This window comes from Paraburkholderia guartelaensis, assembly GCF_004353905.1.
Classification (GTDB): domain Bacteria; phylum Pseudomonadota; class Gammaproteobacteria; order Burkholderiales; family Burkholderiaceae; genus Paraburkholderia; species Paraburkholderia guartelaensis.
In genome coordinates, this window is sequence record NZ_SMOD01000053.1 from 1 (window position 1) to 26,204 (window position 26,204).

Here is a 26,204-nt window from a genome sequence, read left to right on the forward strand (position 1 = left end):
GGCTCGCAGCAACTTCTCTGGCGCGATGCTCGGCCGCCCGCCCTTTATGTCCGCTTCGTACATCTGGGCGAACTGTCGATCCATCTTCGCCAGCGCTTCATTCGCCATCACGCGGATCGAACGCAACGGATGCGACTTGGGGACGAAGTCGTCCAGCTTGCGCATGGAAAACAGACTCTCGGTGAATGTGTCGGCGCCGCGCATGATCTCCAGGGGACAAGTAGTGGTCCATCTATCAACGCCTCACGAGCTCTGCGCGATGACGTGTTTAAGCGGTATTTCAGCGGCCTGCTAAGCCGGCCACGGTAATTCAACGTGCAGTCTATGGGATGGGGCGTGCAGGGTGCGCTGGTAATTGCGTCACCCGTCCCGATGCCCAGCACACGCAGGGCCATCGAGCTGCCGAGCGTCGAGTCACCGCGACAATGGCATCCTCTAACGACTCAAAAGCCCGCGAAAACAACCTGGATCGTCGTGGTCCGGTAGGCCAGCCCGCGTGCGATTTCTTCAGTCGCCATCGCAAAACGCCTCCTCTGTCAGTATGAGCAGATCCGCTTGCGCTGCGTCCGTGGTCACGTTAATGCAAATGCCTGTCCATGTCGCTAGATAGACCCGGCGACCACGGAACTCGAGGAAGGGCTTCTCGTCGCTTAGCTCGACTGCGGTGATCCGAATGATGCGCACCTCGGGATATCGCTTTCGCCAAATTACCGCGGCTTCCAGCAGCGTCGGTTCGGTACAAACCAGCTCAGTTATCGCATGAATCTGTTCCACAGTAAGGCCCATGTCATTCGCACCCACCTGACACGCGCCGCGCCTCGACAGTTACCGGAAGCGTGGTGTCGTTCGCAAGTTCGGGCAACTGAAACTGCCAGCCGTTAGCAAGCGTAATACGTGCACCCCACAGCTGCGCTCCATCGATGGAGACGATTGGCTCCTCGAGATCCTTCTTCGGAACATAAGCCCTGAATACGCCATTGTCATCCTTTCGGATCGTGACCTTCACGTTTATATCTCCCGGGTTGGTTAAGCGATTCCCGCCGGACGTATGGCTGCGACAACCGGCGGATATGCCGCACGTGCGCAGTACGATGCCGCCTTATCCCACACAAACAGGCTGAGTTAAGGGAGTCCACCATCATCGAGCGGCTCACTAATACGCTCGGCGCTTAGCGTCGGCATCTGCACGCAGTTCTCCTTCTCCATATCGGCGTGCCACGAACCGATCCAGCGAAGCGCGTCGGCGCGCCTCCCCAGTTGTGCGAGCACGTCCTGCGGCAGGCGGTCGAGCGTGCAGAGCTCCTTCGCGCGCATTCCGACACGGCGGTCTCCTTCGAAAAAGTGAACCGCATAGACGTAGAACCGCTGCAGAAACGTGCCGATTGCGCTGACATAACCGGCATCGCCTTGGCTCACGAGCAGTTCCCCCATAGCCTTACCGTTGTATGTACCGTCGTTACGAATCACGGCGCGTGAAATCACTCGCTCGCCAACGGCGAACCGCGGTGGAAAAGCGAGTTCGACTGCATCGTCGCTCTCAACGTCCCTCACGCCCAGCTCATTTAAATACAGGGATGCACGCTTCATGACACCTCCCGCGGCAATGAGTTAAGTCCGCGCCCGATCGCACTCGCGTCGATGCGAGAGACGCTCGACTTGCCTGCGCCATCGCGCGCGGCGACGCCAAATGCTTGATTGCCGTTGTTGAATGCAAGACCACACCTGTCTTGTGTTTCGACGAAGTCGACGGTAAAGCCGTCGAGCAACAGCCGACTTTCTGCCGACAAGAAAATCCGCAGATCCATTGATCTCCGTAGTCTCATCACCGGGCTGCGCATCGTCGGCGGCGCTAAGTTCGGCTTCGTATCCGGAGCAACCGCCGGTACTCACACAAATACGGACGCCCGCACCGGATGGCAGCCCGGAAAAGCGCACGATACGGTGCAGGAACTTTTCGGCGGCAGGTGTCACTGCAAAATTTGGCAACATGATTTAGAAATCGTCGAATTGAATAATCGTCGGGAACACTGCGCAAAGCAGCGGAACCGCAGCGCTAGGCCGGCACGATGCACCCGTCCACAGGGCACGCTGCCACGCATTGCGGACTTTCGAATTGCCCTTCGCACACGGTACATTTCCGCGGATCGATTGCGAAGACGCCGCCTTTCTCGATGATGGCGACATTTGGGCATTGCGGCTCGCACGCCGAGCAGCCAGTGCAGGCGGAGGCAATGATCTTTAGGGCCATACCAGGCACTCCTTGTGATGATTTCCTGTGTAACCGAGCACGTCGTGACGACTACGCTACCTGCCGCTCAAACACGGGCATCTTCGCCCACCCTAGTCAATCCGATCTGTGGTATTGCCGCGTCGCCGCGGCCCGTGTGGTCAATTTCGCCAGTCGCGAGACGGCCACAATAGTCGGTGAGCCATGCAAGCGCGGCTTTTTCGATTGGTTCGTGGGCGTACATATCCACGGGTTCGATTCCCGCTTCTAATAGCGACTTCCGTGGACACAAGCCAATCTTTGCAACCAGCACAGCATGGCAATCGTTGATCGCGTGTATGATCGGCACCAAGTCATCCTCAGCGCCATCGCCGCCGCGGCAATAAGCGCCCACGCGGCGGTGCGCGACAAACAGGGCTCCAGCGGCGCTGACTTGGAAAATCTGGAACTCGGAAACATGGCCGAAATGTGCGTTGACGAGCCCGCCTCCCTTCGTCGCAACGGCAATCCGCACCTCGACATCGCCTAGCACCCGGGTCGCTCCTGACAAGCCTCGTGTCTTATGTTTCATCTTGCACTCTCCATCGCATTCGGCGTCGACGCGGTGTCGACGTGTACGGCCAAGCTCAAGCGTGTCCACGGCGTCCAGGTGTTCGATGCTTGCGAGCGAAAACTCGTGATGGCGGTCTTCGCCCAGAAGGCCTACGGCATCTGCACGACATTGCCGGCAATGGCGCATTAGGGCCGCGCCGCCCATGCAGGCGTCCTGCACGGCCTTCAACTCGCCAGCGGTAGGCTCGCGCTGGCCACGGCCACCGAAATACGTGCCGTGCATAGGATCCGAGATCAGCGGCATGATGTTGTGCAAAAATGCCCCCCGCCTCTTTACTTCATGATTCACTTCGACCAGGTGCTCGTCGTTGATGCCAGGGATGAGTACCGAGTTGATCTTCGTAAGTACGCCACGCGCGCTCAACATGTCGAGCCCTAGCATCTGACGCTCGTGCAGAATTCGCGCGGCCTCTTCACCCGTGACTCTTCTGTGATCCCAAAAGATCCACGGATAGATCTTTTCGCCGATGACAGGGTCGACCATGTTGATAGTGATCGTCACGTGATCAATGCCGTAATCGCAAATTTCGTTGACATAGTCAGGCAGCGAAAGCCCGTTCGTCGAAAGACATAGCTTAATGTCCGGCGTGAGTTCGCGAAGCATACGAAAGGTGTCGAACGTTTTGTTCGGATTGGCCAGTGCATCCCCCGGGCCCGCGATCCCGACGACAGTCAATTGCGGAATCCTCGAGGCGACGGTCATCACCTTTTTCACGGCCTGATCCGGCGTGAGCTTCTCTGATACCACACCAGGCCGCGACTCGTTCGAACAATCATACTTTCGGTTGCAGTAGTTGCATTGGATATTGCAGGCGGGCGCCACTGCGACATGCATGCGCGCATAATGGCGATGCGCTTCTTCCGAATAACACGGGTGATCTCTAACCTTTTCCCACACCTCCACACTGATGTTTTCTGGTGCGTCGGTCGAACAGCAACTTGACCCGCCTGGTGCGCCATTTGAATCAGAGCGGCCGTATCGGGCAATTGGATCCGCGGCCGACACCGATGGCATGATGTGTGTGACTCTGGCGCCGTCGGCCAAGATCAGAGCGCCGGCATTTGCGCAATCGTGCATGGATATCTCTCCGCAATGAACAGTGTGCGTGCCATCGCTCACAGCGAAATCCATGCCAACGCGAAAACGCACGATGTGCGAGCGGACGATACTTGAAGCCGAGAGCATCGCCGTGCTCCGTCGCCATGACACATGGGTAGTCCAGCTGCGCTGGCGCTGTGTCTCAGTTCTTATTCATTTGAATTACTCGCGATAAAAGCAACCGCTTCTGCGTGCGCCGATAACCCGATCGGCCAGGTTCAAGCGCGACACTGTTGGGAATGGGACATTCCCGACGCGACTTATCACACCACGTACTCAGATTCCCGACATGACGCATTTCAGGGTCAAACAGAACCGCACTTCGGCCGTAGCATCCCATTGGCACGATGTTTGCAGCGCTATCGACATCTCTCGGGAGACTTGACATGCATGTTCCAATTATTAATGATACGACGCTCCGCGATGGTGAGCAGACTGCAGGTGTTGCATTTCGCGTCGAGGAAAAATGCGCGATCGCGAGCGCCCTGTCGCAGGCCGGCGTGCCGGAACTCGAAGTCGGGGTTCCCGCAATGGGCGACGAGGAAATGGCGTGCATAGCGGAAATTGCCGGGTTAAATCTCGACTCCCGTATAATCGTTTGGGGACGCCTCACCGAAGGCGACCTCGCGGCGGCATTGCGTTGCAATGCCGACATCGTTCACCTCTCCATCCCTGTTTCGGATATTCATCTGCGCCACAAGCTGCAGCAGTCGCGTACGTGGGTTCTGAGTCAAATTGCGCGAGTTGTCGACATAGCAATCGGAAGTCGCGCAACGATTTCTCTCGGCATGGAAGACGCCTCGCGCGCGGATCCTTCATTTGTCATCGAAGTGGCTCAATGCGCACAGCAGCACGGGGTTCAGCGCTTGCGTTTCGCAGACACGGTTGGCGTGCTGGATCCGTTTGAGACATACCACGCGATTGCGGCGCTGCGCGTTGCCGTGGACCTCGAGATCGAAATCCATGCGCACGACGATCTCGGGCTGGCCACAGCCAACACGTTAGCGGCCCTTGCGGCAGGCGCAACACATGCCAGCACCACAGTCAACGGTCTTGGCGAGCGAGCCGGCAACGCGGCGCTAGAGGAAGTCGTGATGGGAGCACGTCATCTTCTGCGACGAGATACGGGGGTCGACACTAAAGCGCTGCCCGCTATTTCGTCGCTGGTCGAACATGCGTCGGGCCGAGCCGTCTCCTTTGGAAAAAGCATCGTCGGTAGAGGCGTTTTTACTCACGAAGCGGGAATTCACACGGACGGCCTTTCCAAACACGTCGCAACCTACGCAGGATTCGATCCCGCAGAGGTGGGCCGGCAACGGTCTACGGTGCTCGGCAAACATTCTGGGTCTCAAGGCGTGCGTGACGCATATGACGCTTTGGGCCTGAAGGTATCGGAGCGGCTTGTGCCGCTACTGCTACCGCGCATCCGCGCCTTCGCCACGCAACATAAGCAGCCGCCTAGCGCAATCGATCTCCGCCGCTTTTTAAGTGAGTCACGGAGCACGCTAGTCAGAGCGTCCTGAAGGCCGCTCATAGCGAAAAACGGACTTAGGAGGAGCAAACCCATGGAAGAGCTTATTCGAAACTTCGTCCACTTTCATCTATGGAGGATTTCCGAGTCTTTTGCATTGCCCTCGACGAAAGAATAGTGAAGTTGAACCGCCTGCACATCATGAAACGCTTCCTTCGGTACATCAAATATCAGAACGACACGCCGCCCCCGCGACGGCTTACCTATCACGGCTTGCTGCGGAAGGCCTGCGACGACTTCGTTGTATCCAGGCCCCCTGAACAACGAGTGTTTAAAGTCGTTAGAAGGCCGCAGACCGGCATGTCGTCTTCCTCAAAAGCCTGTGCGCGTTGCTGTCGGCACGCAGCGGCCTCTGATCAGGAGAGCCTCAATGCATATTGTCGTTTGCATCAAGCAAGTACCGGATTCTGCCCAGATTCGGGTTCACCCTGTGACCAACACCATCATGCGGCAAGGCGTGCCGGCAATCGTCAACCCTTACGATCTCTTCTCGCTAGAAGAAGCGTTGCGGCTAAAAGACCGCTTCGGCGCATGGGTCACGATACTTTCTATGGGACCACCACAGGCCGAGGACGCACTGCGTAGATGCATCAGCTACGGTGCAGACGACGCCGTGCTCATCACCGACCGGTCGTTCGCCGGCGCCGACACGCTCGCCACTTCTTATGCGTTGGCCGCCGCGACACGCCAGATCGCGAGTGAACGCTCAGTGGATATGATCTTTACGGGCAAACAAACGATCGACGGTGATACAGCCCAGGTCGGCCCGGGCATCGCGACGCGCATGGGCATCCAACTGCTTACCTACGTGTCGAGAATCCTCGAGATCGACCTCGTCAGACGCACGATCATGGTCGAACGCCGTGCTGAAGGGGGCGTTCAGGTACTCGAGACTGCGTTGCCGTGCCTTGTTACGATGCTTGAAAACACGAACGATCTGCGTTTCGCAACACTGCCCAGAGTAATCCATGCCGCTCGCTTCCCCGTACGCAAGTGGAACCGCGAGCAGGCCGGGATCGATGACGTCAGCAAGATCGGGCTGAAGGGTTCACATACCGTCGTACGTAAGGTGTTCGGCGCAACGCCGCGTGAAGAAGATGCCGAGATGATCGAATTCGACGAGTCGAGTCTCCACGACGCGGCGGCTCAACTCGTGCATAAGATCTTCACTCGCCATCCGACGCTGGAGGCGGACCTGCGGCTCACGGAGAGGAATGCATGAATTCGCTTGTTGCTTGGAAAAAAAAACCGGGTGCGCCGATCGCACAGGCTAACGGCTGCAACGTGGAACTTCCCGACCGTATGAAAGACTATCGGGGCGTGTGGGTCTTCATCGAGCACGACCGTGGCCGAGCGCACAGCGTATCGTGGGAACTGATCGGTGAGGCTCGCAAGCTCGCCGACAAACTAGGCAGCAACGTCGCTGTAGCGGTACTCGGCGGTACTGAAGAGCCACTCGAGCAGTTTGCCGCTGAGGCGTTCACCCTGGGCGCGGACAAAGCGTATGTCATCCACGATCCGGTGTTGCGCGGTTATCGCAATGAACCGTTCACGAAAGGCCTGTCAGATCTGGTTAGCAAGTATTGCCCCGAGATACTGTTGCTCGGTGCGACTTCAATGGGCCGAGATCTCGCGGGCTCTGTCGCAACACGGCTTCTGACTGGCCTTACAGCCGACTGCACCGAGTTGAATATCGATCCCGCCTCGCGTGCACTAGCTGCGACGCGGCCGACCTTCGGCGGCTCTCTGCTATGTACGATCATGACGCTCGAATCTCGCCCTCAGATGGCGACTGTGCGCCCACGAGTCATGTCCATGCCGCCGGCGCAGCAAGGCCGCAGTGGCGAGATCGTGCAGGAAACGCTCGGGATGATCGAGGCCAATATAGTAACTAAATTGCTTGACTTCATCCCCGACGAAACGAGCGATCAAATCAACCTCGCCTACGCGGACGTGATCGTGAGCGGCGGCAAGGGACTCAAGAATCGCGAGAACTTCAAGCTGCTATTCGAGCTGGCGCAGGTGCTCGGTGGCGAAGTCGGCGCCAGCCGCCCATGCGTTCAGGCGGGTTGGGTCCGAGCCGAACGCCAGATCGGACAAACCGGCAAAACTGTCAGGCCCAAGCTTTATATCGCCGCGGGAATCTCTGGTGCGATCCAGCATCGGGTCGGAATGGAAAGCTCTGACGTCATCGTCGCAATCAACACCGACCCAAACGCCCCGATTTTTGACTACGCACACTACGGGGTTGTGGGGGACGCAATGCGCGTACTACCAGAACTAACACAGGCCTTTAAGCAGCACCTGACACCGCAGCGGCTAGACTCGTAAGGAAAACAAACATGATAACCTCCCCAAAATTCGATGCCATTGTGGTCGGAGCTGGACCATCAGGCAACGCCGCAGCCTACGTTATGGCGAAAGGCGGGCTGAAAGTGCTTCAGATTGAACGCGGCGAGTATCCCGGAAGCAAAAACGTTCAGGGCGCGATTCTTTACGCCAATGCACTGGAAGAGATCATTCCAGACTTCCGCGACGATGCCCCTCTCGAGCGCCACATCATCGAGCAGCGCCTGTGGATGCTCGACGATACCTCGTTTGTCGGCACGCACGCGCGCAGCGAAGACTATAACAATCCCCCATATAACCGCTACACGATCATACGGGCACAGTTCGACAAGTGGTTTTCATCGAAAGTACGTGAAGCAGGCGCTTTGCTGATCTGCGAGACCACGGTAAATCGCCTGATTGTGGACGGAGACCAGGTTGTCGGTGTGCAATGCGACCGCGAACACGGCGAAGTCTATGCGGACATCGTGGTCCTCGCGGACGGCGTCAATTCGACATTGGCGCGTAAGGCAGGCTTTCACGGCGAAATCAAGGCGGGCAATGTCGCGCTGGCTGTGAAGGAGATTCTCTTTATGCCTGAGGAAATAATTTGCCAGCGTTTTAACGTTGCCGATAACGAGGGCGTTGTCATTGAGATGGTCGGCCGAATCACCGACGGCATGGCTGGAACCGGCTTCTTGTACACTAACAAGGAGTCGCTGACAATCGGCGTCGGCTGTATGCTGAGCGACTTCAAAAACAACTCGAACCGTACAAGCCCGTATGTGTTGCTCGAAAAAATGAAGCGTCATCCGTCCATCGCCCCGCTCATCGCCGGCGGTGAAATGAAGGAGTACTGTGCGCATCTGATCCCCGAAGGGGGCTTCAATGCAATCCCGGAAGTGTACGGCAATGGCTGGATGATCGTCGGCGATTCCGGTGGCTTCGTCAATTCCGCACATCGCGAAGGTTCTAATCTTGCCATGACGACAGGACGTCTCGCCGCGGAGACCGCGATAGCCGCAAAAGCCACCGGAGGCCACAGCTATCGGGCTTGCGCCCTCTCCGGGTACAAGGCCGCGCTCGACAAGAGTTTCGTGATGAAGGACCTGTTCAAGTACCGAGACATGCCGAAGATCTTGCATCGCAATCCGCATTTTTTCACCACATATCCTGATCTCGTCGCCAAAGCGGCTCGGACAATGATTACGGTCGACGGCGTGGACAAGCAGACCAAGAAGGGTGAGGTCATGGCGAGTTTCCGCAAAAGTCGCTCACTAACAGGCTTGGTGGGCGACGCGTACAAACTCTGGAGGGCCTTCCGATGACCAGACTTACTGTGAACATCGACGAGAAGCTATTCCAAAACCGTTACCGCGTTGACGTCGGCCGACCACACGTCCAAATAAAAAATCCCGAGACCTGCATTAATGAATGTAGCGATAAAAGCTGTACGTTCGTCTGCCCCGCTTCTTGTTATCGGAACGAGAACAACGGCGCCGTGACACTAATTACCGACGGCTGCCTTGAGTGCGGCAGTTGTCGCATTCTATGCAGGGAACACCACAACCTTTCTTGGGAGTACCCGAGGGGTGGCCACGGAATCCAGTTCAAGTTTGGATAGACGAATACGACCTCGGCATTTCGGCTTCCGCCTATCACAGGAAGGGTCAGAAGCCTTATCGTTTCGGAGCAAGTCAATGAATCTCCTTACTGGCATTGAGTCGACAGATCTGTTTGGCGGCGCCGTGCCTCCTTCCGTATTGCACCTAATCGAGGACACACGTGGCGGCCGCTGTGACGATGTTACCGCTGCATTGTGGACCGCCGTTATTTGTCACCCGCGCTGCCTGCCACCCTACTATCTGCTATACAAGTTTCACGCGAACCGGGGCGAGCTTGGCGAGGCGAAGGAAGTTGCAACCAAGGCTTTGACAGCTGCAGCGCGGGAAGCGTCAATTGACATTGACTGGTGTGCGGTACAGCCAGGCGACACAGATTTCACGATTCCTGGACCGGCACGCTTTTGGCTCTTCACGCTGAAGGCGCTGGCCTTTATCAGCGTTCGCCGCCGCGAACCCGCGGTTGCCCTAAAGCTCCTTGCCAAGCTGCGCCGGCTGGACCCGGCCGACTGCGTCGGCTTCAACGTGGTGGAAGCCCTTCTCGCGCAGTCCGGGCGCCGATAAGCCCTACCGGCAGGCCAGCCGCCTACCTCGCGTGAAGTCCCTCCAATACATCAGGCCGCCAATCCGGCGACGAATCCTCGTCCCCTGCTCAATCCGGCCGGGCAAGCTACATTGACTTGCGCCCGAATTGCATGCGCTGAAGCTTCGCGATCCACAGCTTCAGGTGCTCGATTTCAAGCGCCCGGTCCGAGAGCGACTTCTGGAGCGTCGTCACAGTATCGCGCAGATCCGCAGATCACCTTCGCGCTCACGTAACGCCGCCTCACGTGCAAGCACGAGAGCCTTCACGGCCTCGATGTCGTCCGGAAGCGTAGCGTCACTGGATGCCATGCAGGCAGTTTACGCGCGTGCATTGTGCTACGCGTGCGTTGTCACATACGTTCACGAAGCGCTGCAGGGTCTGGCCGCATCGACCGGCTGTCGCCAGTCCGCCTCGGGTCACCCAGATCCAGTGTTTCAAATTCCTCGTCCACCCACGCTCCCGGCTCATTACGAATCTGCATTCGAAAAGTCGAGAGTAAATTGCGAAACGCGAAAATCCGCCCGTTAACGCCCATCACGCAGGTGCATCGCTCAATGCGCTTTCGGACAAACGGCTGCTACTGCGCCACTTCTGTATAACGAGATGCGTTCTCGGACCGCGCCTCGAACATCCAGCCGTGCTTGATCTACTCGAGCGCTACCCGTCTCCAGCGGCGCTTGCTGCAACCAGCGAGAAGACGCTTGCCAACCGACCAACCAAGCTCGCGCCACGCATGGGCAAGGGATTGGCCGCCGAAGTCGTTCAGGCGCTGGGTGAACAGGCCGTGATCGTGCCCGGCACGCAGGCCGCCACCATCGTCATGCCCCGTCTAGCCCAGCAGCTCGCCTCCTTGCGCAAACAGCGCGACGAAATCGCCGCCGAAGTTGAGCGGCTAGTGCTTGCTCACCCTCTTTGGCCGGTCCTGACCAGCATGCCGGGAGTCGGCGTCAGGACCGCCGCCAGACTCCTCACCGAGGTCGCGCACAAAGCATTCGCTTCGGCAGGTCACCTGGCGGCCTACGCTGGCCTCGCACCAGTTACCCGGCGCAGGCTTATCCATCCGTGGCGAGCATCCGTCCAGACGCGGCAACAAGGTGCTCAAACGCGCATTGTTTCTATCGGCCTTCGCCGCCTTGAGAGACCCCGTCTCACGGGCTTACTACGCACGCAAGGTCCAGCAGGGCAAGCGGCACAACCACGCGCTCATCGCACTGGCACGGCGCCGCTGCGACGTCCTGTTCGCTATGCTGCGAGACGGCACCTTTTACGAACCCAAGTCAGCCCCAACCGCTTGACGAACCACATAGGGGCACCCCCCGCCGGGCCACCAGTAAACGGTAAAACTCTCTCAAGGGCTCTCCGCGTTTAGCCACGCGCATTCCTTTTCCGAGGCAGCAGAAGCCAGCGCCGCCGCCGCCACCAGCGCAGCGACCATCAGAGCACCACAGAGCACCCTCTTTAACTTCTTCGTAACTGTTCCCCACCGACTAACGTTAATATTCCTAATCGTTTTGGATTCATATCACTAGGCCGTACTGTGCACCACATCACATACACTACGTGATTCATCCTGCAACCGTCAGAAGAAGGCATCAAATATATCTATACTAATCCGAGTCGCCACTGATCCGCAAAATCATTCCGGCCCGAAGCAACTAGAATATTCCGCACACTCCCCACAGCTTGAGGCCCGGCACACGTTCAACGCCTCGCTCCTGCAAAGTTCCTTGTAGAGAAACTTCTTCCACTTCATGCCGTGAACGTTCTTTTCAGCAAGCGCCGGAAACCAGTACTCGAGAAGCGCCGACAATTCGCCGCGCGAAGAAAGGCGTAGCTCCTGCCACAAATGTTTTTTGCCTGCGCAAGCGCAGGCCAGTGCGTGAGAAATGCACTGGATCTCGGTCGTTGTGCCTGCCACCGGATTGGCGTATGTCTTTAACAACGTTACAAGATCGATGTCGTCATAAGACGGTCCTGGTTGTGAATCTGCAGCCGGCGCGCCAAAGTAAAGGCCCAGTGAACTCTCAGCATCGGGGAACCAGCGAGCAAGCAGCCAGTGTGTCTCCTCGGCATCCAGTCCGGGGATAGGCAATCTTTCCGTACCGCCTTCGTCGACCACGGCTGCGAGCACACCGGCGACCGCAAGCACCGTCAAGTCGTCCGGGTTTCTCGCATAGCGCATTAACGCCGCGTAGTAATCCATAGGAATCCTCGCTTGCTCACACTTGAGCCGCAGCATGTGTGTAGCATCCTTTCGGGCATATCTTCGCACATGCCGTGCAGCCAACGCAGAGACCTCGATACGCAATTGTCATGACTTTCTTTTCATGCTCGTCCTCGTCTTCATCGTCATCATCCAGTGGAACATGATCCCCCGCTTCATCGATGCCTAACAGTTGAAGTACGCCGCGAGAACACACCCGGAAACATCGCCCGCAACCGATGCATTTTTGTTCATCGAGTGAATCTACAAAGCGAGGTATCCAGACCTCTCCGCTTGGGAGTATCACGCTAAAAAGATGGCTCATTTGGAGATCCGGAGTTTAATCGGAAGCCGAAACTGCGGTCTGACGTGCCTGCATCAGCGCGGCATGCGCGTCGTGACAGCGTTGCGCGACTACCATTATCTGCTCCCAACCCGTTGGAAGTTCTTCTGACAGATCGTGCAGATCCATCTTCGCCTGCGTGGCCAACGAGTTGAGTCTTTTCAGGCGCGTCTTAAGTTCCCGCGAATCGTTACTCATCATGCCCTCCTTATCGGACGACGCACTACAGGCGTCACTGGCAACATGAACCGCCATACTCGAAGATCGGTTTTGGCCAGTTGGCAACTCATCGTCCCCTGCAAAATCGTACGATCTGCCACGTTCCCTGGTGAGCTTCTTGCGCAACCACGGAGGCGGCGTGCCTTTCAGAACCCTGCTCAGCTTGATTAGAATTTCTTCGATCGGCAACGGCTGCGGCACTTTCACTGGATGGACATTAAGTGCTACTACGCGCGCAGCCGCAGTACCGCCTATGGCCGCGACATACAAGATCGCGCAGTCGCGGATCACTTCGAGCTTCGGCGCAAGTTTCTCATCATCGCCGTCCTGCACCAGCTTGTCGCCGAAATCAAAAATCTGTAAAAGTGTATGCTCTTCCGTCGTCACGTCGTAGACCGCAATGCTTTTCGCCCAGCCAAAATGAGCGTCGACGTGCACTTTGTCCTGTGTCGCAAATGCGATCTTCATGCGCTGGTCTCCTCATAAAGTTCAAGTTACGGCATGTAACACCCTTCTCTTAAACCTAACCCGGAACCGAAACATCAAGACCGCCCAATGATTGCGGCAGTTTCCAGTCGCCCGGATGAGATTGCGAGATCCTCTCGACCATGAGATTGGAAATCTCGAAAATAAGATTCATTGTGCCGCGATAACCTATCTGGCAACGATGGGCGTTGCCGACGCGGTCAAACACCGGCAAGCCCGCGCGCATCAGCGGCTTTCCGAGGCGACCGGCCATCTGCCTGCCGTGCGAATGCGTGATCAGCAGGTCGCAATTATTCGCGCCTCGTTCCATGTCCTCCAGGTCCCCCAATATGACTTGGCTTGCCGGCAACAGCGCATGCGATGCCGAAGCAGTGGTACTGATGCAAACAGATAGTTCCGCACCCATTTCACGGAGCAGCGAACCGATCGAAAGCAGCAGGTCCGGCTCCGCACCGATCGCCACTTTGAGACCGCCAGTATAAAAATGGCTGTCGAGCATCGCATCCAGTAGCTGGCTGCGCTGCCGGCGATACCGGGCCGGGACTGCACGCCCCGAAAGTTGTGCAAGGCGATGCAAGAACCGGTCGTTCGGCTCCAGCCCCGTAAGCCGCTCGAGGATCTCGAACGGCACGCCGGCAATTGTTTCGAGCGTCTTGGCGGCGTCGCGCGTTTGCTCACCCACGCCAATTGTGAACGACGAAGCCCCCGCGGCACGGATCTGATCAATCGTCGTTCCGCCCAGCGTCGTGCCACGCCACGCAGAATCAAGGTGGCCGTCGAGGGAGCCGGAAACATCTGGAAGCACAATCGGCTCCAGTCCGAATGCGCAAATAATCTCGCGAAGCTCGTCGATGTCGCCAGGCGATAGATGACTGCCCGGCACCAGATTGATCTGCTGAGGCACCGTCGGCAACGGCTTCACCAGTGTCTCGACGATCGCGGTCACAGCGCGCCTGTAGCCGTCCTCAAAGGCACCAATATAGTCCGGTGTCGATACGAGGATGAGTTCAGTATCGTCCAGTTCGCGCTTGCGTTTTCGCACCATCGCAAGGTGCCCCTCCACATCTTCGCCGTTCGTCTCAGTCAGGCCCGTCGTGCAGAGCAAAATGATCTTAGGCGCCGCGCGCTTGCGAATGTTCAGCAGCGCTGTCTCTACGTTCTCGTATCCGCCGAGAATCGTGGTGACCTCGCTCATCGCCGTTGTTTGCAGCGGAATGGCTTCTTTGAAATGGCGCACCAGTAGTACGAGCGCGAAGGACGTACAGCCCTGCGAGCCGTGCATTACCGGCATGCATGCATCAAGACCCATGGCTGCATACGTCGCGCCGAGCGGTTGACTCATTCTTAGGGGATTAACGGTACAGGCTTTTCCAGACTCGACGACTATCGCCATGATATGTGCCCCACTCTGAAACTCAACTCGATACCGCCGCGCGGAAGTTCCAATCGTAGGCCTCACCGTCTGCGCCCCGCGGAATCGGATTGATGTGCGCGGAAGACTTACGAATCCCCTCGCGATGCACTAGCCCTTCGTCGTCCCACGGCGCAGGAATACGCACCTGCTGCCAGACTGGGTTCTGGATTGCACGGTCGATCTCCTGCACCAATTTAACAATGCCCTCGTAGCCAGCGTATGGATGGTGTCGCTCCTGATTCACGTCGAGCCACGGCACGCGCGCCTTAAGTGCGACAAACTGCGAGCGCCCGCCAGACAGCATGATGTCGGCCTTCGCATCCCGGAGCATGTTGTACATCTCGCGCGCCGTCAAATTGTCGACCATGCGCGTCTCATCGCCCATGATCTCCTTGATTCTTTCCTTATCCCCCTCCGTGCTTTTCTTCACACTCGTGCCGACGATCTCGAGCCCGGCCTCCTGCAGCGCCGCGACCACCGACCATGACTTCACGCCCCCCGTGATGAGCAGCACACGTTTGCCATCGAGCCGCTGCCTGTACGGAGCAATGCGCCCCCATACGCGCGCCTCTTCTGCCTTGACAAGGTGCTCGGTGCGCACGATAAGATCGTCCGGCGCACCCCGCTCCACCAGTAGCCTCGCGACCCCGCGCAGCGCGTCGCTCATGTCGCCAATTCCATAGAATGAACCCTCGAGGTATGGAATACCGTAGCGCTTCTGCATTTTTGTCGCAACGTTGAGCATGGACTTGGAGCACACCACCATGTTGACCTTCGCGCAGTGTGCGCTCGCGATCTCGCTGTAGCGGCCGTCTCCCGAGATGCAGGACAGAATCCGGATGCCGAGCGCCTCGAACAACGGCTTTATCTGCCACAACTCGCCCGAGAGGTTATATTCACCGATAAGATTGATATCGAATGGTGTCTTGTACGCCGGCTCGCACGTGCCGATGACGTAATCGAGGATCGTCTCCCCTGCGAGCTTGTTGCCGAAGTTTTTGGATCCTGCGAAACCGGGCGCATTCACCGGTATGATGGGCTTACCGAACTTTTCCGACGCGTGCTTGCATACGGCGTCTATGTCATCGCCGATCAATGCGGTCACGCACGTCTGATAGACGAACACGGCGGGCGGATCGTACTTTTCGAAAATTTCACGCAGACTCCTGAAGAGCCGCCTCTCGCCACCGTAAATTACATCGAGTTCGTTAATATCGGTTGTGAACGCGGTGCGGTAGAGAGTCGGCCCAGACGATGCCGAATGGCGGTTGTCCCAAGAGTTTCCTTCACATGCAATAGGCCCGTGCACCAAGTGTGCAACGTCGACCACGGGCTGCAATGCGATCCGCGCGCCGTCGAATGCGCATCCGCCGGCGGCCGCCCCCGGCGAAACCTGCTTCGAACAGCCTTGCTTGCGCTCCTTTTCGCTCTTCGCCAGGTTCTTTGCGCAACCCGGTTCGTTGAAGATCTCGACAGCGCTCGTCTTTAGCCACATCGTAGAGTCCTGACGATAGAAGTCCACGACTGCAGGCAAATTGCGTACCACCATCGCAGCCCAAGTTAGCGGTCATAGCGGCGCTATGCCGAAGCCAGATTTGTCGTTCTTGTTACCTGCGTTGAAGAAGTTCAACCAATCACTACAGTGATCCGACAGGCAAGAGCCTGCCTGCCGGTAGTCTTCTCGCCCAGTCTCTCCAAGTGCATGCGCGCAACCGCCGCGGCCGTCAGAAGCGGCGCAGCTTGATCCCGTGTTTACGCAGTGCGTAGCCGATCTGCCGCGGCGTGATATGTAGGAGTCGTGCGGCCTTCGCTTGTACCCATCCACAGCGCTCCATTGCCCACACAAGCTGTTCCCGCTCGCTCCCCGGCATGTCGCTACCGCTTCGCGTCTCGAAGCTACCCTCATTCCAATCACCGGCACTTACGCTCGACAGGGCATTCGGCACTTCACTGTTTGTAGCGTCCAATGTGCGGGCAGGACGCACAGCGTCTTCTCGTTCGATGTAATGCAGTTCTTTGGTGAGGCACCGGCCTCTCTCACACAGAAAGGAAAATCGATCTATCGTGTCGTGATCCGCCATGGTCGCGGTACGCTCAACGCAATTTTCCAGCTCGCGCACATTGCCAGGCCAGTAGCAGCTGGACAGAACCCGAAACGCTTGTTCATTGAAATGCAAAGATCGACGATTGTCGCGGTTAAAGCGGTCCAGAAAGTGCTGCGCCATTGCCGGAATTTCCTCGCGGCGTTCGCGCAGCGGCGGCAAAAGGATACTCACGACGTTGATGCGGTAGTAGAGATCCGCACGAAATTCCCCCGCCTTCACCATTTGTTCGAGGTTGCGGTTCGTGGCGACGATCAGCCTAACGTCGACTCTTACCAGGGTGGTGCCACCCACCCGTTCGAACTCTCGCTCCTGCAAAACCCGCAACAATTTGGCTTGGAACGAAGGCGAAATGTCGCCGATCTCGTCGAGGAAAAGTGTCCCGCCGTGTGCCACTTCAAAACGCCCTTTGCGTTGATATTGCGCACCGGTAAACGCTCCCTTCTCATGGCCGAACAATTCGCTTTCTAGCAGTGTTTCAGTGAGCGCCGCACAGTTCACTGAGATGAACGGCTGGTCCTTGCGGGGCGATAACCCATAAATCGCGCGCGCGATCAGCTCCTTTCCAGTTCCGCTCTCGCCGCGCAAAAGCACCGTCGTCCGCGTAGGCGCTACTTGATGAACCTGCGAAAAGACGCGTTGCATAGGGGCAGATTCTCCGAGCACATTGTCGATACGATGCGAAGTCTGGTCAGCATAGACCGCTCGTCTCATCTCCTGTCGCGCGGTTTGGTGCATCTGCCCCGACGCACCATCAAGCAGAAGTGCCTGGCCCATCGACGCCGCGACGACCTTCATGAGTTGGAGGTCGCTAGCAAAGACGCGCTGTCCGTCCGTATTCTCGCAGAACGCAACAAGTACGCCGAGCGGACGCCCTTCATACCTGATCGACGCCCCGAGCAGTGCCACATGCTCACCTTCCAATCCGTCAAACATCTCGATGCTGTCCACGAAGAGTGGTTCATCACGCAGTCTCGCCACCACCACAGCCGAGTCGTTGGTGTGTATTCGCCCCAATACCCCCTCATTGGGCAGGAAACGCAGACGTTCACGCCAGCCCGCTGACAACCCCGTGCCACACAGGCCGCCCAGATGGCCGTCTGGCTCAGCGACCGCAATAAACGCGGAGCGCCATCCGCACGCATATGAGAGGTAACGCAAAGATGTCTCCAACGTCCTTTCGGTATCTCGTGACGAGGTCAACGTCTTTACTACTTCGTAGACCACGTCAAAATTGAGATGACTCTCATTGACATCGAGATGCGACATAAATCTGAACTCCGGAAATTGCACGTTAGCGCCGCGGGACCCGGGTCCCAACACAATGAATGGCGGCGCTACATTTGCGCAAGCCACGGTGAATTCTTGCCGCAACGGGCACGAAATCCGACAAAAGCAGACAGAGACGACACAATCGCAGTCGCGGCGTCAGAAATGTGACAAAGAACACGAGGTATCTTTGTGCGCAGATGGGATACTACCGAAAAAAAACGTAGGTTTTGCGACAAATTTAGATCTGTGCGGCAGTCTATGTTTAAATGTATGAGTCGCGCACTTGATTTGTGAGGAAATAGCAGGACTGCGCGTGAATTAGAGAATACGCGTCACTTTGCGTTAATGCTGGATTCAAAAAACAGGACGTTATCGTCTGCACCTCCATTTGGCGCGCCGAAGTTCGGCCCTTCGACGCGTTTGTCTCAGAGGCTCATCAGTTTGAAGCACGCGGTGGCAAGCCTGCTGACGCTCCGTCGTGTGCACTGTCTCCAAGAGTACTCAGTTGCAGCGAACGGAAAAGAAAACGCTGAAGTGCGTTGGCCGCAGACGAGCGGTCTTCTAAGCGCCCAGGACTAAAGAGACCGAATTCCGCCACCGGCGGCAGCGGCAACCCCACTGCACGGTGATCGATCGCACGCATCGTATCGCGGCGCACCTGCCAGTCCAGAAGCAGCGCAACGCCGAGCCCAGCCTCAACGGCTGACTGAACCGCAGAGAGGCTCGTGCTTTTGCAGGCCACGCGCCAAGCGATACCTGCTTCAAGCAACGTGGCAAAATAGCTCTCCTGCCACCGGCATGCACCGCCGAATGCAACAATCGGCAGCGGACCGTCTCCGAGATTATCGTTGCGCGTGCGCGCAACCGCCCAGCGAAGGGGATGTCGCCAGGTGACGAGCGGTTCCGCGGGGATCAGAGCTGGATCACCAATCGCGAAATCGAGTGTGTTGCTCATGAGCCGCTGCGATAAGGCCGGACTCGCATCAACGACGATCTCCAGGGCTACATCAGGAAACAATGTCGAAAATTGCCGCAGTGCATGGCGGAGGTGACTCATTGCGATGTCCTCGGGAATTCCGATTTTCACGGTGCCCGCAACTTCACCCGAAGTAAGGGCGGAACGGGCCGCAAGGCCAATTTCGAGCAGCTTGTGTGCATACGGCAACAGAACGTTGCCCGCAGAGGTCGGCTTCACGCCGCGCGGGGAACGTTCAAGGAGGCGCTGGCCGACTGTGTCTTCGAGCCGCCGAAGGGCCATGCTGACGGCAGCCTGTGTACGATGTAGCTCCATGGCAGCATTGCTCACACTGCCGGCTTCCACTACCGTCACGAACGTACGCAGTAGCGTGCTGTCTAGATCGCGAATCATCAATTTCCCTCATTCAAACATAAACATTATCAGCTTATACCACGCATACCGCTGCAGTTAGTATGCTTCCGTCGCCCACGTAGAGAGCATGGGTGAGCAAAAAACGAATGAGAATGATGCCTAGATACGTGTTGCAAAAAGTATTCGCTGTGTTTAAGGAGACGATTGGGCCAGTTTTCGGTTGACAGAAATCATTTCGATGCGATGGCGTTTGCCAAAGCAGACCGCTCTGCAAAGAGCGACCCAATTTGGGGCCACCCGAGAGCGGTCGGCCTTCAACGCCTTCTCGTCGCACAACGACCGGTGCGCAGCTTCGAGGCCAGGCGTGGCGACTTTCGCAATCCGAGGGAGTCAGCATTGCTTCGTGCGACGAGAATTCGTGTCTCCGGTTCATGCGCCGCCGACCCGCAACCCAGCGCGCCGCGTTCGCTCCTTCTCATCTTATCTGGAGATCACATGAATACACCCAACGATCGGGTTCGCTTCGAGGCGCTTGCCAAGCACGCCATGGACCAGATACTCGCGATTTCGCCGGAAACCGTTGCGTTCCACCGCGGCGACTGGATCGACAGTGAGTACTATCGCCGCCATCTCGTCGAAACCGTGTTACGCATCCGGCTCAACAACGAAGTAGGCGCGTTCGCGCTTTACAAAATCGGCCGCGAGGATAACTCGCTCGCGCAGATGCTCGCGCAGCACCTCGCACAAGAATATGGGCAAGAATGCCATCTTCTGCATGACCTCGAGCGGTTCGGCCTGACCGCAGCAAGCGTGGACAGCATTAGACCATTCAATAGTACAGACAAGCTAATCGGATATCTCTACTTCAGCATCGTCCGCGATGGCCCCCTCCCTACGATGCTCTGGAGCTGGTTGCAGGCATGGTATTCGGGCCGCTACAACAAGGTCATCGCGGAATCAGCCGCGCGCGCATTCGGGCACGACTACGTAAAAGGTACGCTCAGCCACATTGAGTACGCCGAATCGCGCAGCCTGGAAGACTCCACATGGATCGCTCTGAAGCTCGCGATCGGCGGCTGGGGCGGAATGGGGAAAGCAGAGATCTATTTGAACAACTTTGTCGGAATGATTCACGAGTATTTCGAAGAGTTGCGTGTCGCGACCCTACCCCGGCCGGAACCCGGCACAGAACAGGCAGCATTCAAATGACCGCCATCATCGTGATTGAGCCGCGTTCGTCCGGGACCGCGCTTGTCGCCTCAGCTGTGCGCCTTGGCGTGGCCACCCACGTGTTTTCGGCCAACTGCGATGAGCCCCCCCTGTCACGCAAACTGCAGGCCGCTACGGTACCGTACACGATGGTAGACACTGCCTCGCCGAACGCCGTGGCGGTCGCCGCATGCGCCATCGGCGTCGATGCGATCGTACCCGGTTGCGAATACGCAACAGGCGTAGCAGCTGAATCAGCGGCGCTCCACGGTCTTCCACATTTGCAGCCGGAAGCGGCAGCACTCACGCGCGATAAATACTACAGCCGCATGCATCTCGCCGCCGCCGCACTGGCGGTTCCTGTGTTCGCCCTCATCGCACATCATGGCGACGTCATGACAGCCGCTTTACACGTAGGTTTTCCAGCCGTCCTCAAGCCTGTCCGCGGCGGAGGCATGCATGTGACGTACGTCAATTCTCTTTCCCAGTTGCAACTTGCGGTCGATTGCGCAATGCATCACGGCGTTGTCGATATCGACCATAAGACCGGCAACGTGTTGCTCCTTGAACAGTATCTGGAAGGCCCAGAGTACTGCGTCGAAGGCTACGTCGGCAGCCAGCACGGACCCCGCGTCGTCGCAGTAACCGAAAATCTCTTGGGCGCAGAGCAGAATTTCACAAAATTGGGCCACTTTGTCGAAGCCTCTTTGACCGCGGACCAAGGAGCCGCGCTCGTCAATTACGTCGAGCACGCCGCGGCGCAGATTGGACTGACCGTCGGTGTTTTCCACGCCAAAGTGCGCATAACACGTGACGGTCCGGTGCTGATCAAGATCGCGGCCTGCCTCGGAGGTGATCGCATCTATCGGCTGATCGAACTCAGCAGGTCAATCTCTCTGCCGGAAATAGCGATACGCAGCCACCTCGGCGATCCCGAGCCAGCCCCCGACGCCGATGCAAAACCTGCCGTGTGTGTTAGCGGCGTACGGTTCTTCACACCTGTAGGCGACGCGGCCGCCGTCGAACGCGTTCGCGCCATACCAGGTTTCCAGGAGGTGGAGGTCCATTCTCATATCGGCGGCACAGTGCCACTGCGAGTGGCGATGAGCGGCCGTGTCGGCCATGTGCTGTTCATCGCGCCAGATCGCCCGACCCTTGATTTGCGCCTTGCCGAAGCGCTGAGAACGCTCGGATCCCGCCGGGCCTGTAAAGATATCTGAACGATTTGCCCTTCATGACAACCAACAACCCCGCCCCGCGTAGCCGCATAGTCGTGCTTAACCGCTGGTCTGACGGCTTTGCAGCTTACCATCGCTACATCGATCATGCGGCGAATAACGTCGCTTATATCTGCACGCCGAACGGCGCGGCTGCGCTCGACACCTCTCAAACCGCGCACGTCGAAGAGCTATCCGACATCCTCGATGAAGACGCGCTGCATAAGGCGATGACCTCCTGTCAAGCGGCGCTCGGCGGCATCGACAGGCTGATCGCATTGTCCGAATTCGACCTTCTGAAGGCCGCGCGACTGCGCAATTCGTTCAATATACCTGGCGACCTTCACGATACCGTCGTCCGCTTTCGTGACAAGGCCGTTATGAAGCATACCGTTGCTGCCGCGGGCCTGCGTGTGCCACGCGTTGCAGCGTTGGAAGATGTGGCCTTTGCGAAAGCAAATTCGTCCCCTGTAATGCGCTTTCCGATCATTGTAAAGCCACGTACCGCAGCCGCAAGCCTAGACGTACGGCTCATCGACACCCGTACGCGCTTGGATATGTTGTGGCCGACACTACCGCTGGTTGAGTATGAGTGCGAGGAGTACATCGAAGGGCCCGTCTATCACGTTGACGGTTTCGTGCGAGACAACACATGGGTAATTGCGCGCGCGTCCCGCTACATCAACACCCGTCTTCAGTTTGCACAAGGAAAACCCCTAGGCTCGGTGATGCTCGACCCGGGGCCGCTCAATGATGCTGTGCTTGAATTTGCGACGGCATGCCTGAAAGCGCTCGCCTTGAGTAATGGACCGTTTCATCTCGAGATAATCGGAGCTTGCGACGGATTCTATTTTCTGGAAGTCGGTGCCCGTGTCGGCAGCGGGGAAATCCCCTTTCTTTTCCATGAATTGTACGGCGTCGACCTCTTCGACCTCTGGGTCACCCACCAATCAGGTGACGAGGCGCGGTTCGCCGCACGGGCGCAGGCGGCGTCAGTCGCGTCAACCTCGCCCACACGCGGTGGATTCTTGATGCTGCCAGAGCCCGTCGGCAAGATATTCGTCGACGCACAATTGCCGAACGCTATCCCGGGGCTTTACGAATCTATCTTCCCGGTGAGACGTCACTTATTCAACGGTTCCCGCCGCTCTAGCAACATCCTCGCACGCTTCCGCTATCGCGGCGCATCGGAGGAAGAAATCGACAGGGCAATTCGCGCGACGTTGCGCGATTTCCGATACACGCTGGCCGAAAGCGTGGGCTCGCCGAATAGCAGTACACATGACATCACCCTAAGAGACGGTTTTAAAAGAGTTCATAGGGGCTGTTAACTCGTAACGTAACCCGTTGACCTCGATCGTCGTATCAACAGGATCGAGGAGATGGGCAAACCAATCATCGACGACGAACTGTGGGCACTGATCGAGCCACTGCTACCACCAGCGAAGCCACGGCGCTTCAAGCATCCGGGCCCGCAAACCGGTACCGGATCGGGCTGTGCTGACCGGCATCTTGTTCGTGCTGAAGACCGGTATCCGCTTGCGAGATTTGCCAGCCGAGATGGGGGGCGGCTCCGGCGTCAGTTGTTGGCGCAGGCTACGCATCCTGGCGAAGTTGAGGGCGGTCGACAAGAYCGATTTCTCGCGCGTGGTCGTCGACTCGTCGTCGATTCGCGCAGTTGGGGCSGGCGAAAACTGGCCCGAATCCCACTGATCGAGCGCGAYCAGGATCCAAGCACCACCTCGCCACCGACGCCCACGGAACACCGATCGCGGCAATCCTGACTGGCGCCAATCGTAACGACGYCACCCAACTTGTTCCGCTGATTGAGGCCATCGTACCGATTRGCGGCGTGCGTGGGMGGCCTTTGAGCCGTCCCGGCCGCGYCTACGCTGACCGGGGTTAYGACCACGACAAATACCGMCGCATTCTTCACGRGCGCAGYATTCCCACCAGCATCGCGCGACGCGGCCWCCCCCACGGCAGTGGCCGTGGAAAGATCCGTCGTCGAACGTACACATGCCTGGTTGCACAACTTCCGCCGTCTACGTATTTGCTTCGAACGTCGCGCCGACATTCATGAAACGTTTCTCAAACTCGGCTGTTGCCTGATCTGCTGGAACATCCTTCAGCGGGCTCAACAGTCTTTATGAAACCGCCTCTAAACAAGACTTTGCGCCTCCTCCAGCAATAGCTCGCGCATCCAGATACTTGCAGGATCACCGCTATGCAGCGCAGGCCATTGGATAGCCTCAGTAAAAGTGGATAGCGGGAGCGGTACTTCGGCGATCCGCAGAGGAGAGGCCTCCCCGAGATGCCTGGCAAGCCTTAATGGGATCGTCGCAATGCGACGGGTACCCGATAGCACCGCCGGAATGAGGTGAAAGGTCGGGACGACGACCTCTTCGCGCCGTTTGAGACCGAGATCTAGTAGGAAAAACTCTTCGATCGTAGGCCTGCGTGCCCGCCCGAACCTCACCGTCACGTGTCCCATGGACATATACCGGTCAAGCGGAAGCTGCTCCGACAACTGCTTGTTGGCGGGACAGCCTACACACACGAGCTTCTCGTCGAAGAGCGGCGCTTTCGGGTGAGTATCCGGCAGGAATAGATCGGGCAGAATCAAAAAATCGGCGTCGCCACGCCGCAGCAAATCCCCAGGCTCGTCGTCTGGGAAAATCAATTCGAAACTGACCGCGGGAGCCTCGCGTGCAACGCGCTTAATGACCTTCTGGAAATAGACGAGCGTCATGAAATCAGAGAGGCAGACCCTGAACCGGCGATCCGACTTGGCCGGCTGGAAAACGTCGCGCGAGATGATGGAAAGCTGGATATGCGATAGAGCCTCCCGCACCGGTCCGGCAAGCTCTATCGCTCGTGACGTGGGCACAAACTCTCGGCCTCTCATCACAAAGAGGTCGTCGCGAAAATAGTCTCGTAACCGCGACACCGCAGCGCTCATGGCAGGTTGACTCAAATTGATATCGCGTGCAGCAAGCGTGACGTTACGCTTCGCCATCAATGCGTCCAACGCGACGAGAAGATTCAGATCGAGGCCTTTGAAGCGCATTTTTAATAATCCGCGTTATGGATGAAGCACATCGACAGAATCGATTGTACAAATTAACTGAGGTACCGCAAAGTTACGGCAATTCAGCTTGACATGCAAGTCATTGATATGAGTATTCCTGTCGTTGTACTGAACAACTCTCGACATCCACTCCCAGATATTGAGCTACTACGCGGCATTTCGCGATTGCGACTGTGGCTGGTTCCAAGGCAGACGGCGACTCATCCAAAGATAAGTGGAAGACCATGAGAAGACTGAGCGATTGTGAAATGCTGCAATCTATTGCGGAAGTGCCAAACGAGCGCGAACGTAACGGTTTGCGTAAGGTTTACCTTACCTTTGACGACGGACCACACCCGATATGGACCCCGAAAATACTAGATCTGCTGGCGCGGCAACGGGTACCGGCAACCTTCTGTGTACTCGGTGCCTACGCGGCTGAGTATCCGGAACTGATCCGGCGCATGGTCTCGGAAGGCCACGATGTCGCGAATCACAGCCTCTCCCATCGGGATTTGTCGAAATGTGAGCCAGGTCAAATACGGCACGAGATAGCAGAAGCGAACGCACTTATCCAGCGTGCTTGCCCAGCGGCAGCGGTGCGATATATGCGCGCGCCGTATGGCAAATGGACGAACGACGTTATCTCCGAATCCATGAAAGCGGGATTAATGTCACTCCACTGGTCGGTAGATCCACGAGATTGGTCCCGTCCGGGTGCCGAGGCGATTGTCGATTCTGTACTGACATCCGTTCTGCCCGGCTCGATAGTACTGCTGCACGACGGGGCTCCTCCCGAAGAGTGTGACTTGCATCATCGCGATGCTTCGCGCGTGCAGACTGTCATGGCACTATCGCGCCTGATTCTAGGATTGAAGGAAAGGGGCTTCGTCATCAGTTCACTTCCGTAAGTTCAATGGAAAATCTCGCTTAACGAGCATCTCTGACCCCAAACTGCTCGACAAGTGGACGATATACTCCATTAGAAACGTCTTACCAATAGATAAGTATGCGCGTGGTCTGCGCGCTGACGATCATGGCTAGAACTAAGGAAATACTGACCCCGAAGAAGGCGTAGGCTGATCTGACTTTCAGCCGACGCCGATGGAAGCGTTTTGTCGACCTCGCTACCATGAGGTACGTTACTGGACATTTTTCTCGCACGCTATAACAGCGTCTTTCCTGCTCCATGAAGAAACGCCAACTCTACATGCACGAGAATAATTGCCCCTCGAATCGCGCGTGAACCTAGATGGTATTACCGTGCCTGACTCCCGCGCCATCGCTCCCGGCAGGCCTGTACTGAGAATCCCAACGTCTCCTAGCACACCGAC

Annotated in this window: 25 protein-coding genes and 5 pseudogenes; 13 read left to right on the plus strand and 17 right to left on the minus strand. The window is 57.5% G+C overall.

Annotated elements, in window-relative coordinates:
• The 7 genes from E1N52_RS37975 to nifB all read right to left on the minus strand — a co-directional run.
• Positions 1-204: transposase (locus E1N52_RS37975; RefSeq protein WP_484217453.1), on the minus strand; the 204-nt coding region annotated here is incomplete at its 3' end.
• A gap of 303 nt (positions 205-507) precedes the next feature.
• On the minus strand, positions 508-786 hold the full coding sequence (locus E1N52_RS37980; RefSeq protein ID WP_133189638.1) for a hypothetical protein: 279 nt from the start codon (positions 784-786) through the stop codon (positions 508-510).
• A gap of 1 nt (position 787) precedes the next feature.
• Entirely contained in the window at positions 788-1,006 is a 219-nt protein-coding gene (gene nifT / locus E1N52_RS37985) for a putative nitrogen fixation protein NifT (RefSeq protein WP_133189640.1), read from the minus strand.
• Between the two features lie 116 nt (positions 1,007-1,122).
• Positions 1,123-1,587: a nitrogen fixation protein NifZ gene (locus E1N52_RS37990; protein WP_133189642.1), complete on the minus strand. Its 465-nt coding sequence runs from the start codon at positions 1,585-1,587 to the stop codon at positions 1,123-1,125.
• On the minus strand, positions 1,584-1,805 hold the full coding sequence (locus E1N52_RS45480) for a hypothetical protein (RefSeq protein WP_342777946.1): 222 nt from the start codon (positions 1,803-1,805) through the stop codon (positions 1,584-1,586). The genes E1N52_RS37990 and E1N52_RS45480 overlap by 4 nt, the downstream gene beginning before the upstream one ends.
• Before the next feature lie 248 nt (positions 1,806-2,053).
• Positions 2,054-2,248: a 4Fe-4S binding protein gene (locus E1N52_RS38000; protein ID WP_133189644.1), complete on the minus strand. Its 195-nt coding sequence runs from the start codon at positions 2,246-2,248 to the stop codon at positions 2,054-2,056.
• Between the two features lie 67 nt (positions 2,249-2,315).
• Entirely contained in the window at positions 2,316-3,917 is a 1,602-nt protein-coding gene (gene nifB, locus E1N52_RS38005; RefSeq protein ID WP_205965737.1) for a nitrogenase cofactor biosynthesis protein NifB, read from the minus strand.
• A 407-nt stretch (positions 3,918-4,324) separates the two neighbouring features.
• Between nifB and nifV the strand changes: the two genes are divergently transcribed.
• The 7 genes and pseudogenes from nifV to E1N52_RS38040 all read left to right on the plus strand — a co-directional run bounded on the left by nifV (position 4,325) and on the right by E1N52_RS38040 (position 9,983).
• Positions 4,325-5,461 (plus strand): homocitrate synthase, encoded by a 1,137-nt coding sequence (nifV, locus tag E1N52_RS38010; RefSeq protein WP_133189646.1) that lies wholly within the window; start codon positions 4,325-4,327, stop codon positions 5,459-5,461.
• Between the two features lie 68 nt (positions 5,462-5,529).
• Positions 5,530-5,751, plus strand: a pseudogene (locus tag E1N52_RS45630) (nitrogenase-stabilizing/protective protein NifW); the annotation flags it as partial.
• 88 nt (positions 5,752-5,839) lie between these two features.
• Complete coding sequence (locus E1N52_RS38020; protein WP_133189650.1) at positions 5,840-6,691, plus strand: electron transfer flavoprotein subunit beta/FixA family protein; 852 nt, start codon at positions 5,840-5,842, stop codon at positions 6,689-6,691.
• Positions 6,688-7,800 (plus strand): electron transfer flavoprotein subunit alpha/FixB family protein, encoded by a 1,113-nt coding sequence (locus E1N52_RS38025; protein WP_133189652.1) that lies wholly within the window; start codon positions 6,688-6,690, stop codon positions 7,798-7,800. The genes E1N52_RS38020 and E1N52_RS38025 overlap by 4 nt, the downstream gene beginning before the upstream one ends.
• Before the next feature lie 11 nt (positions 7,801-7,811).
• A complete protein-coding gene (locus tag E1N52_RS38030) occupies positions 7,812-9,125 on the plus strand; it encodes an FAD-dependent monooxygenase (protein ID WP_133189654.1) in 1,314 nt (437 codons plus the stop codon).
• Positions 9,122-9,421, plus strand: a complete 300-nt coding sequence (locus tag E1N52_RS38035; protein WP_133189656.1) for a ferredoxin family protein — start codon at positions 9,122-9,124, stop codon at positions 9,419-9,421. The genes E1N52_RS38030 and E1N52_RS38035 overlap by 4 nt, the downstream gene beginning before the upstream one ends.
• Positions 9,422-9,497: 76 nt before the next feature.
• A complete protein-coding gene (locus E1N52_RS38040; protein ID WP_133189658.1) occupies positions 9,498-9,983 on the plus strand; it encodes a hypothetical protein in 486 nt (161 codons plus the stop codon).
• 112 nt (positions 9,984-10,095) lie between these two features.
• Here the strand turns inward: E1N52_RS38040 and E1N52_RS38045 are convergent.
• A pseudogene (locus E1N52_RS38045) lies at positions 10,096-10,313 on the minus strand (IS66 family transposase); the annotation flags it as partial.
• A gap of 299 nt (positions 10,314-10,612) precedes the next feature.
• On the opposite strand from E1N52_RS38045, the pseudogene E1N52_RS38050 reads away from it, so the two are divergent.
• Positions 10,613-11,300, plus strand: a pseudogene (locus E1N52_RS38050) (transposase); the annotation flags it as partial.
• A gap of 341 nt (positions 11,301-11,641) precedes the next feature.
• Here E1N52_RS38050 and E1N52_RS38055 read toward each other — a convergent pair.
• From E1N52_RS38055 to E1N52_RS38085, 8 genes and pseudogenes are all read right to left on the minus strand, one after another.
• A complete protein-coding gene (locus tag E1N52_RS38055) occupies positions 11,642-12,208 on the minus strand; it encodes a nitrogen fixation protein NifQ (RefSeq protein WP_133189660.1) in 567 nt (188 codons plus the stop codon).
• Positions 12,209-12,224: 16 nt separating this feature from the next.
• Positions 12,225-12,533, minus strand: a complete 309-nt coding sequence (gene fdxB, locus E1N52_RS38060; RefSeq protein WP_133189662.1) for a ferredoxin III, nif-specific — start codon at positions 12,531-12,533, stop codon at positions 12,225-12,227.
• Between the two features lie 15 nt (positions 12,534-12,548).
• The gene (locus E1N52_RS45080; protein WP_246089400.1) at positions 12,549-12,749 is read right to left on the minus strand and encodes a CCE_0567 family metalloprotein; all 201 of its coding nucleotides are present in this window, start codon (positions 12,747-12,749) and stop codon (positions 12,549-12,551) included.
• 75 nt (positions 12,750-12,824) lie between these two features.
• Positions 12,825-13,238: pseudogene (nifX, locus tag E1N52_RS45085) on the minus strand (nitrogen fixation protein NifX); the annotation flags it as partial.
• Positions 13,239-13,293: 55 nt separating this feature from the next.
• The gene (gene nifN / locus E1N52_RS38070) at positions 13,294-14,649 is read right to left on the minus strand and encodes a nitrogenase iron-molybdenum cofactor biosynthesis protein NifN (RefSeq protein ID WP_133189666.1); all 1,356 of its coding nucleotides are present in this window, start codon (positions 14,647-14,649) and stop codon (positions 13,294-13,296) included.
• Positions 14,650-14,671: 22 nt separating this feature from the next.
• On the minus strand, positions 14,672-16,165 hold the full coding sequence (gene nifE / locus E1N52_RS38075; RefSeq protein ID WP_133189668.1) for a nitrogenase iron-molybdenum cofactor biosynthesis protein NifE: 1,494 nt from the start codon (positions 16,163-16,165) through the stop codon (positions 14,672-14,674).
• 229 nt (positions 16,166-16,394) lie between these two features.
• Positions 16,395-18,041 (minus strand): nif-specific transcriptional activator NifA, encoded by a 1,647-nt coding sequence (gene nifA / locus E1N52_RS38080; RefSeq protein ID WP_133189670.1) that lies wholly within the window; start codon positions 18,039-18,041, stop codon positions 16,395-16,397.
• A gap of 439 nt (positions 18,042-18,480) precedes the next feature.
• A complete protein-coding gene (locus tag E1N52_RS38085; protein ID WP_133189672.1) occupies positions 18,481-19,413 on the minus strand; it encodes a LysR family transcriptional regulator in 933 nt (310 codons plus the stop codon).
• 456 nt (positions 19,414-19,869) lie between these two features.
• Between E1N52_RS38085 and E1N52_RS38090 the strand changes: the two genes are divergently transcribed.
• From E1N52_RS38090 to E1N52_RS38105, 4 genes and pseudogenes are all read left to right on the plus strand, one after another.
• On the plus strand, positions 19,870-20,583 hold the full coding sequence (locus E1N52_RS38090; protein ID WP_133189674.1) for a hypothetical protein: 714 nt from the start codon (positions 19,870-19,872) through the stop codon (positions 20,581-20,583).
• A complete protein-coding gene (locus E1N52_RS38095) occupies positions 20,580-21,803 on the plus strand; it encodes an ATP-grasp domain-containing protein (RefSeq protein ID WP_133189676.1) in 1,224 nt (407 codons plus the stop codon). Before E1N52_RS38090 ends, E1N52_RS38095 begins: the two co-directional genes overlap by 4 nt.
• Before the next feature lie 14 nt (positions 21,804-21,817).
• Positions 21,818-23,131, plus strand: a complete 1,314-nt coding sequence (locus E1N52_RS38100; RefSeq protein ID WP_205965736.1) for an ATP-grasp domain-containing protein — start codon at positions 21,818-21,820, stop codon at positions 23,129-23,131.
• 51 nt (positions 23,132-23,182) lie between these two features.
• Positions 23,183-23,953: pseudogene (locus tag E1N52_RS38105) on the plus strand (IS5 family transposase).
• An 8-nt stretch (positions 23,954-23,961) separates the two neighbouring features.
• Here the strand turns inward: E1N52_RS38105 and E1N52_RS38110 are convergent.
• Positions 23,962-24,870, minus strand: coding sequence for a LysR family transcriptional regulator (locus tag E1N52_RS38110; protein ID WP_133189678.1), 909 nt, complete (start codon positions 24,868-24,870; stop codon positions 23,962-23,964).
• A gap of 245 nt (positions 24,871-25,115) precedes the next feature.
• Here E1N52_RS38110 and nodB point away from each other — a divergent pair, with 245 nt between their 5' ends.
• Positions 25,116-25,781 carry a chitooligosaccharide deacetylase NodB gene (gene nodB, locus E1N52_RS38115; RefSeq protein WP_133189680.1) on the plus strand — a complete coding sequence of 222 codons (666 nt, stop codon included), beginning with the start codon at positions 25,116-25,118 and terminating at the stop codon, positions 25,779-25,781.
• Positions 25,782-26,204 lie beyond the last annotated feature (423 nt).

Coding starts and splice junctions, on each gene's coding strand:
- E1N52_RS38085 (WP_133189672.1), bottom strand. CDS start 19,413: ATGATTCGCGATCTAGACAGCACGCTACTGCGTACGTTCGTGACGGTA.
- E1N52_RS38025 (WP_133189652.1), top strand. CDS start 6,688: ATGAATTCGCTTGTTGCTTGGAAAAAAAAACCGGGTGCGCCGATCGCA.
- E1N52_RS45080 (WP_246089400.1), bottom strand. CDS start 12,749: ATGAGTAACGATTCGCGGGAACTTAAGACGCGCCTGAAAAGACTCAAC.
- nifA (WP_133189670.1), bottom strand. CDS start 18,041: ATGTCGCATCTCGATGTCAATGAGAGTCATCTCAATTTTGACGTGGTC.
- E1N52_RS38055 (WP_133189660.1), bottom strand. CDS start 12,208: ATGGATTACTACGCGGCGTTAATGCGCTATGCGAGAAACCCGGACGAC.
- E1N52_RS38090 (WP_133189674.1), top strand. CDS start 19,870: ATGAATACACCCAACGATCGGGTTCGCTTCGAGGCGCTTGCCAAGCAC.
- fdxB (WP_133189662.1), bottom strand. CDS start 12,533: ATGAGCCATCTTTTTAGCGTGATACTCCCAAGCGGAGAGGTCTGGATA.
- nifN (WP_133189666.1), bottom strand. CDS start 14,649: ATGGCGATAGTCGTCGAGTCTGGAAAAGCCTGTACCGTTAATCCCCTA.
- E1N52_RS38030 (WP_133189654.1), top strand. CDS start 7,812: ATGATAACCTCCCCAAAATTCGATGCCATTGTGGTCGGAGCTGGACCA.
- E1N52_RS38095 (WP_133189676.1), top strand. CDS start 20,580: ATGACCGCCATCATCGTGATTGAGCCGCGTTCGTCCGGGACCGCGCTT.
- E1N52_RS38000 (WP_133189644.1), bottom strand. CDS start 2,248: ATGGCCCTAAAGATCATTGCCTCCGCCTGCACTGGCTGCTCGGCGTGC.
- nifE (WP_133189668.1), bottom strand. CDS start 16,165: ATGTGGCTAAAGACGAGCGCTGTCGAGATCTTCAACGAACCGGGTTGC.
- E1N52_RS38110 (WP_133189678.1), bottom strand. CDS start 24,870: ATGCGCTTCAAAGGCCTCGATCTGAATCTTCTCGTCGCGTTGGACGCA.
- E1N52_RS38100 (WP_205965736.1), top strand. CDS start 21,818: ATGACAACCAACAACCCCGCCCCGCGTAGCCGCATAGTCGTGCTTAAC.
- E1N52_RS38035 (WP_133189656.1), top strand. CDS start 9,122: ATGACCAGACTTACTGTGAACATCGACGAGAAGCTATTCCAAAACCGT.
- nodB (WP_133189680.1), top strand. CDS start 25,116: ATGAGAAGACTGAGCGATTGTGAAATGCTGCAATCTATTGCGGAAGTG.
- E1N52_RS37980 (WP_133189638.1), bottom strand. CDS start 786: ATGGGCCTTACTGTGGAACAGATTCATGCGATAACTGAGCTGGTTTGT.
- E1N52_RS38040 (WP_133189658.1), top strand. CDS start 9,498: ATGAATCTCCTTACTGGCATTGAGTCGACAGATCTGTTTGGCGGCGCC.
- E1N52_RS38020 (WP_133189650.1), top strand. CDS start 5,840: ATGCATATTGTCGTTTGCATCAAGCAAGTACCGGATTCTGCCCAGATT.
- nifB (WP_205965737.1), bottom strand. CDS start 3,917: ATGCACGATTGCGCAAATGCCGGCGCTCTGATCTTGGCCGACGGCGCC.
- E1N52_RS45480 (WP_342777946.1), bottom strand. CDS start 1,805: ATGGATCTGCGGATTTTCTTGTCGGCAGAAAGTCGGCTGTTGCTCGAC.
- E1N52_RS37990 (WP_133189642.1), bottom strand. CDS start 1,587: ATGAAGCGTGCATCCCTGTATTTAAATGAGCTGGGCGTGAGGGACGTT.
- nifV (WP_133189646.1), top strand. CDS start 4,325: ATGCATGTTCCAATTATTAATGATACGACGCTCCGCGATGGTGAGCAG.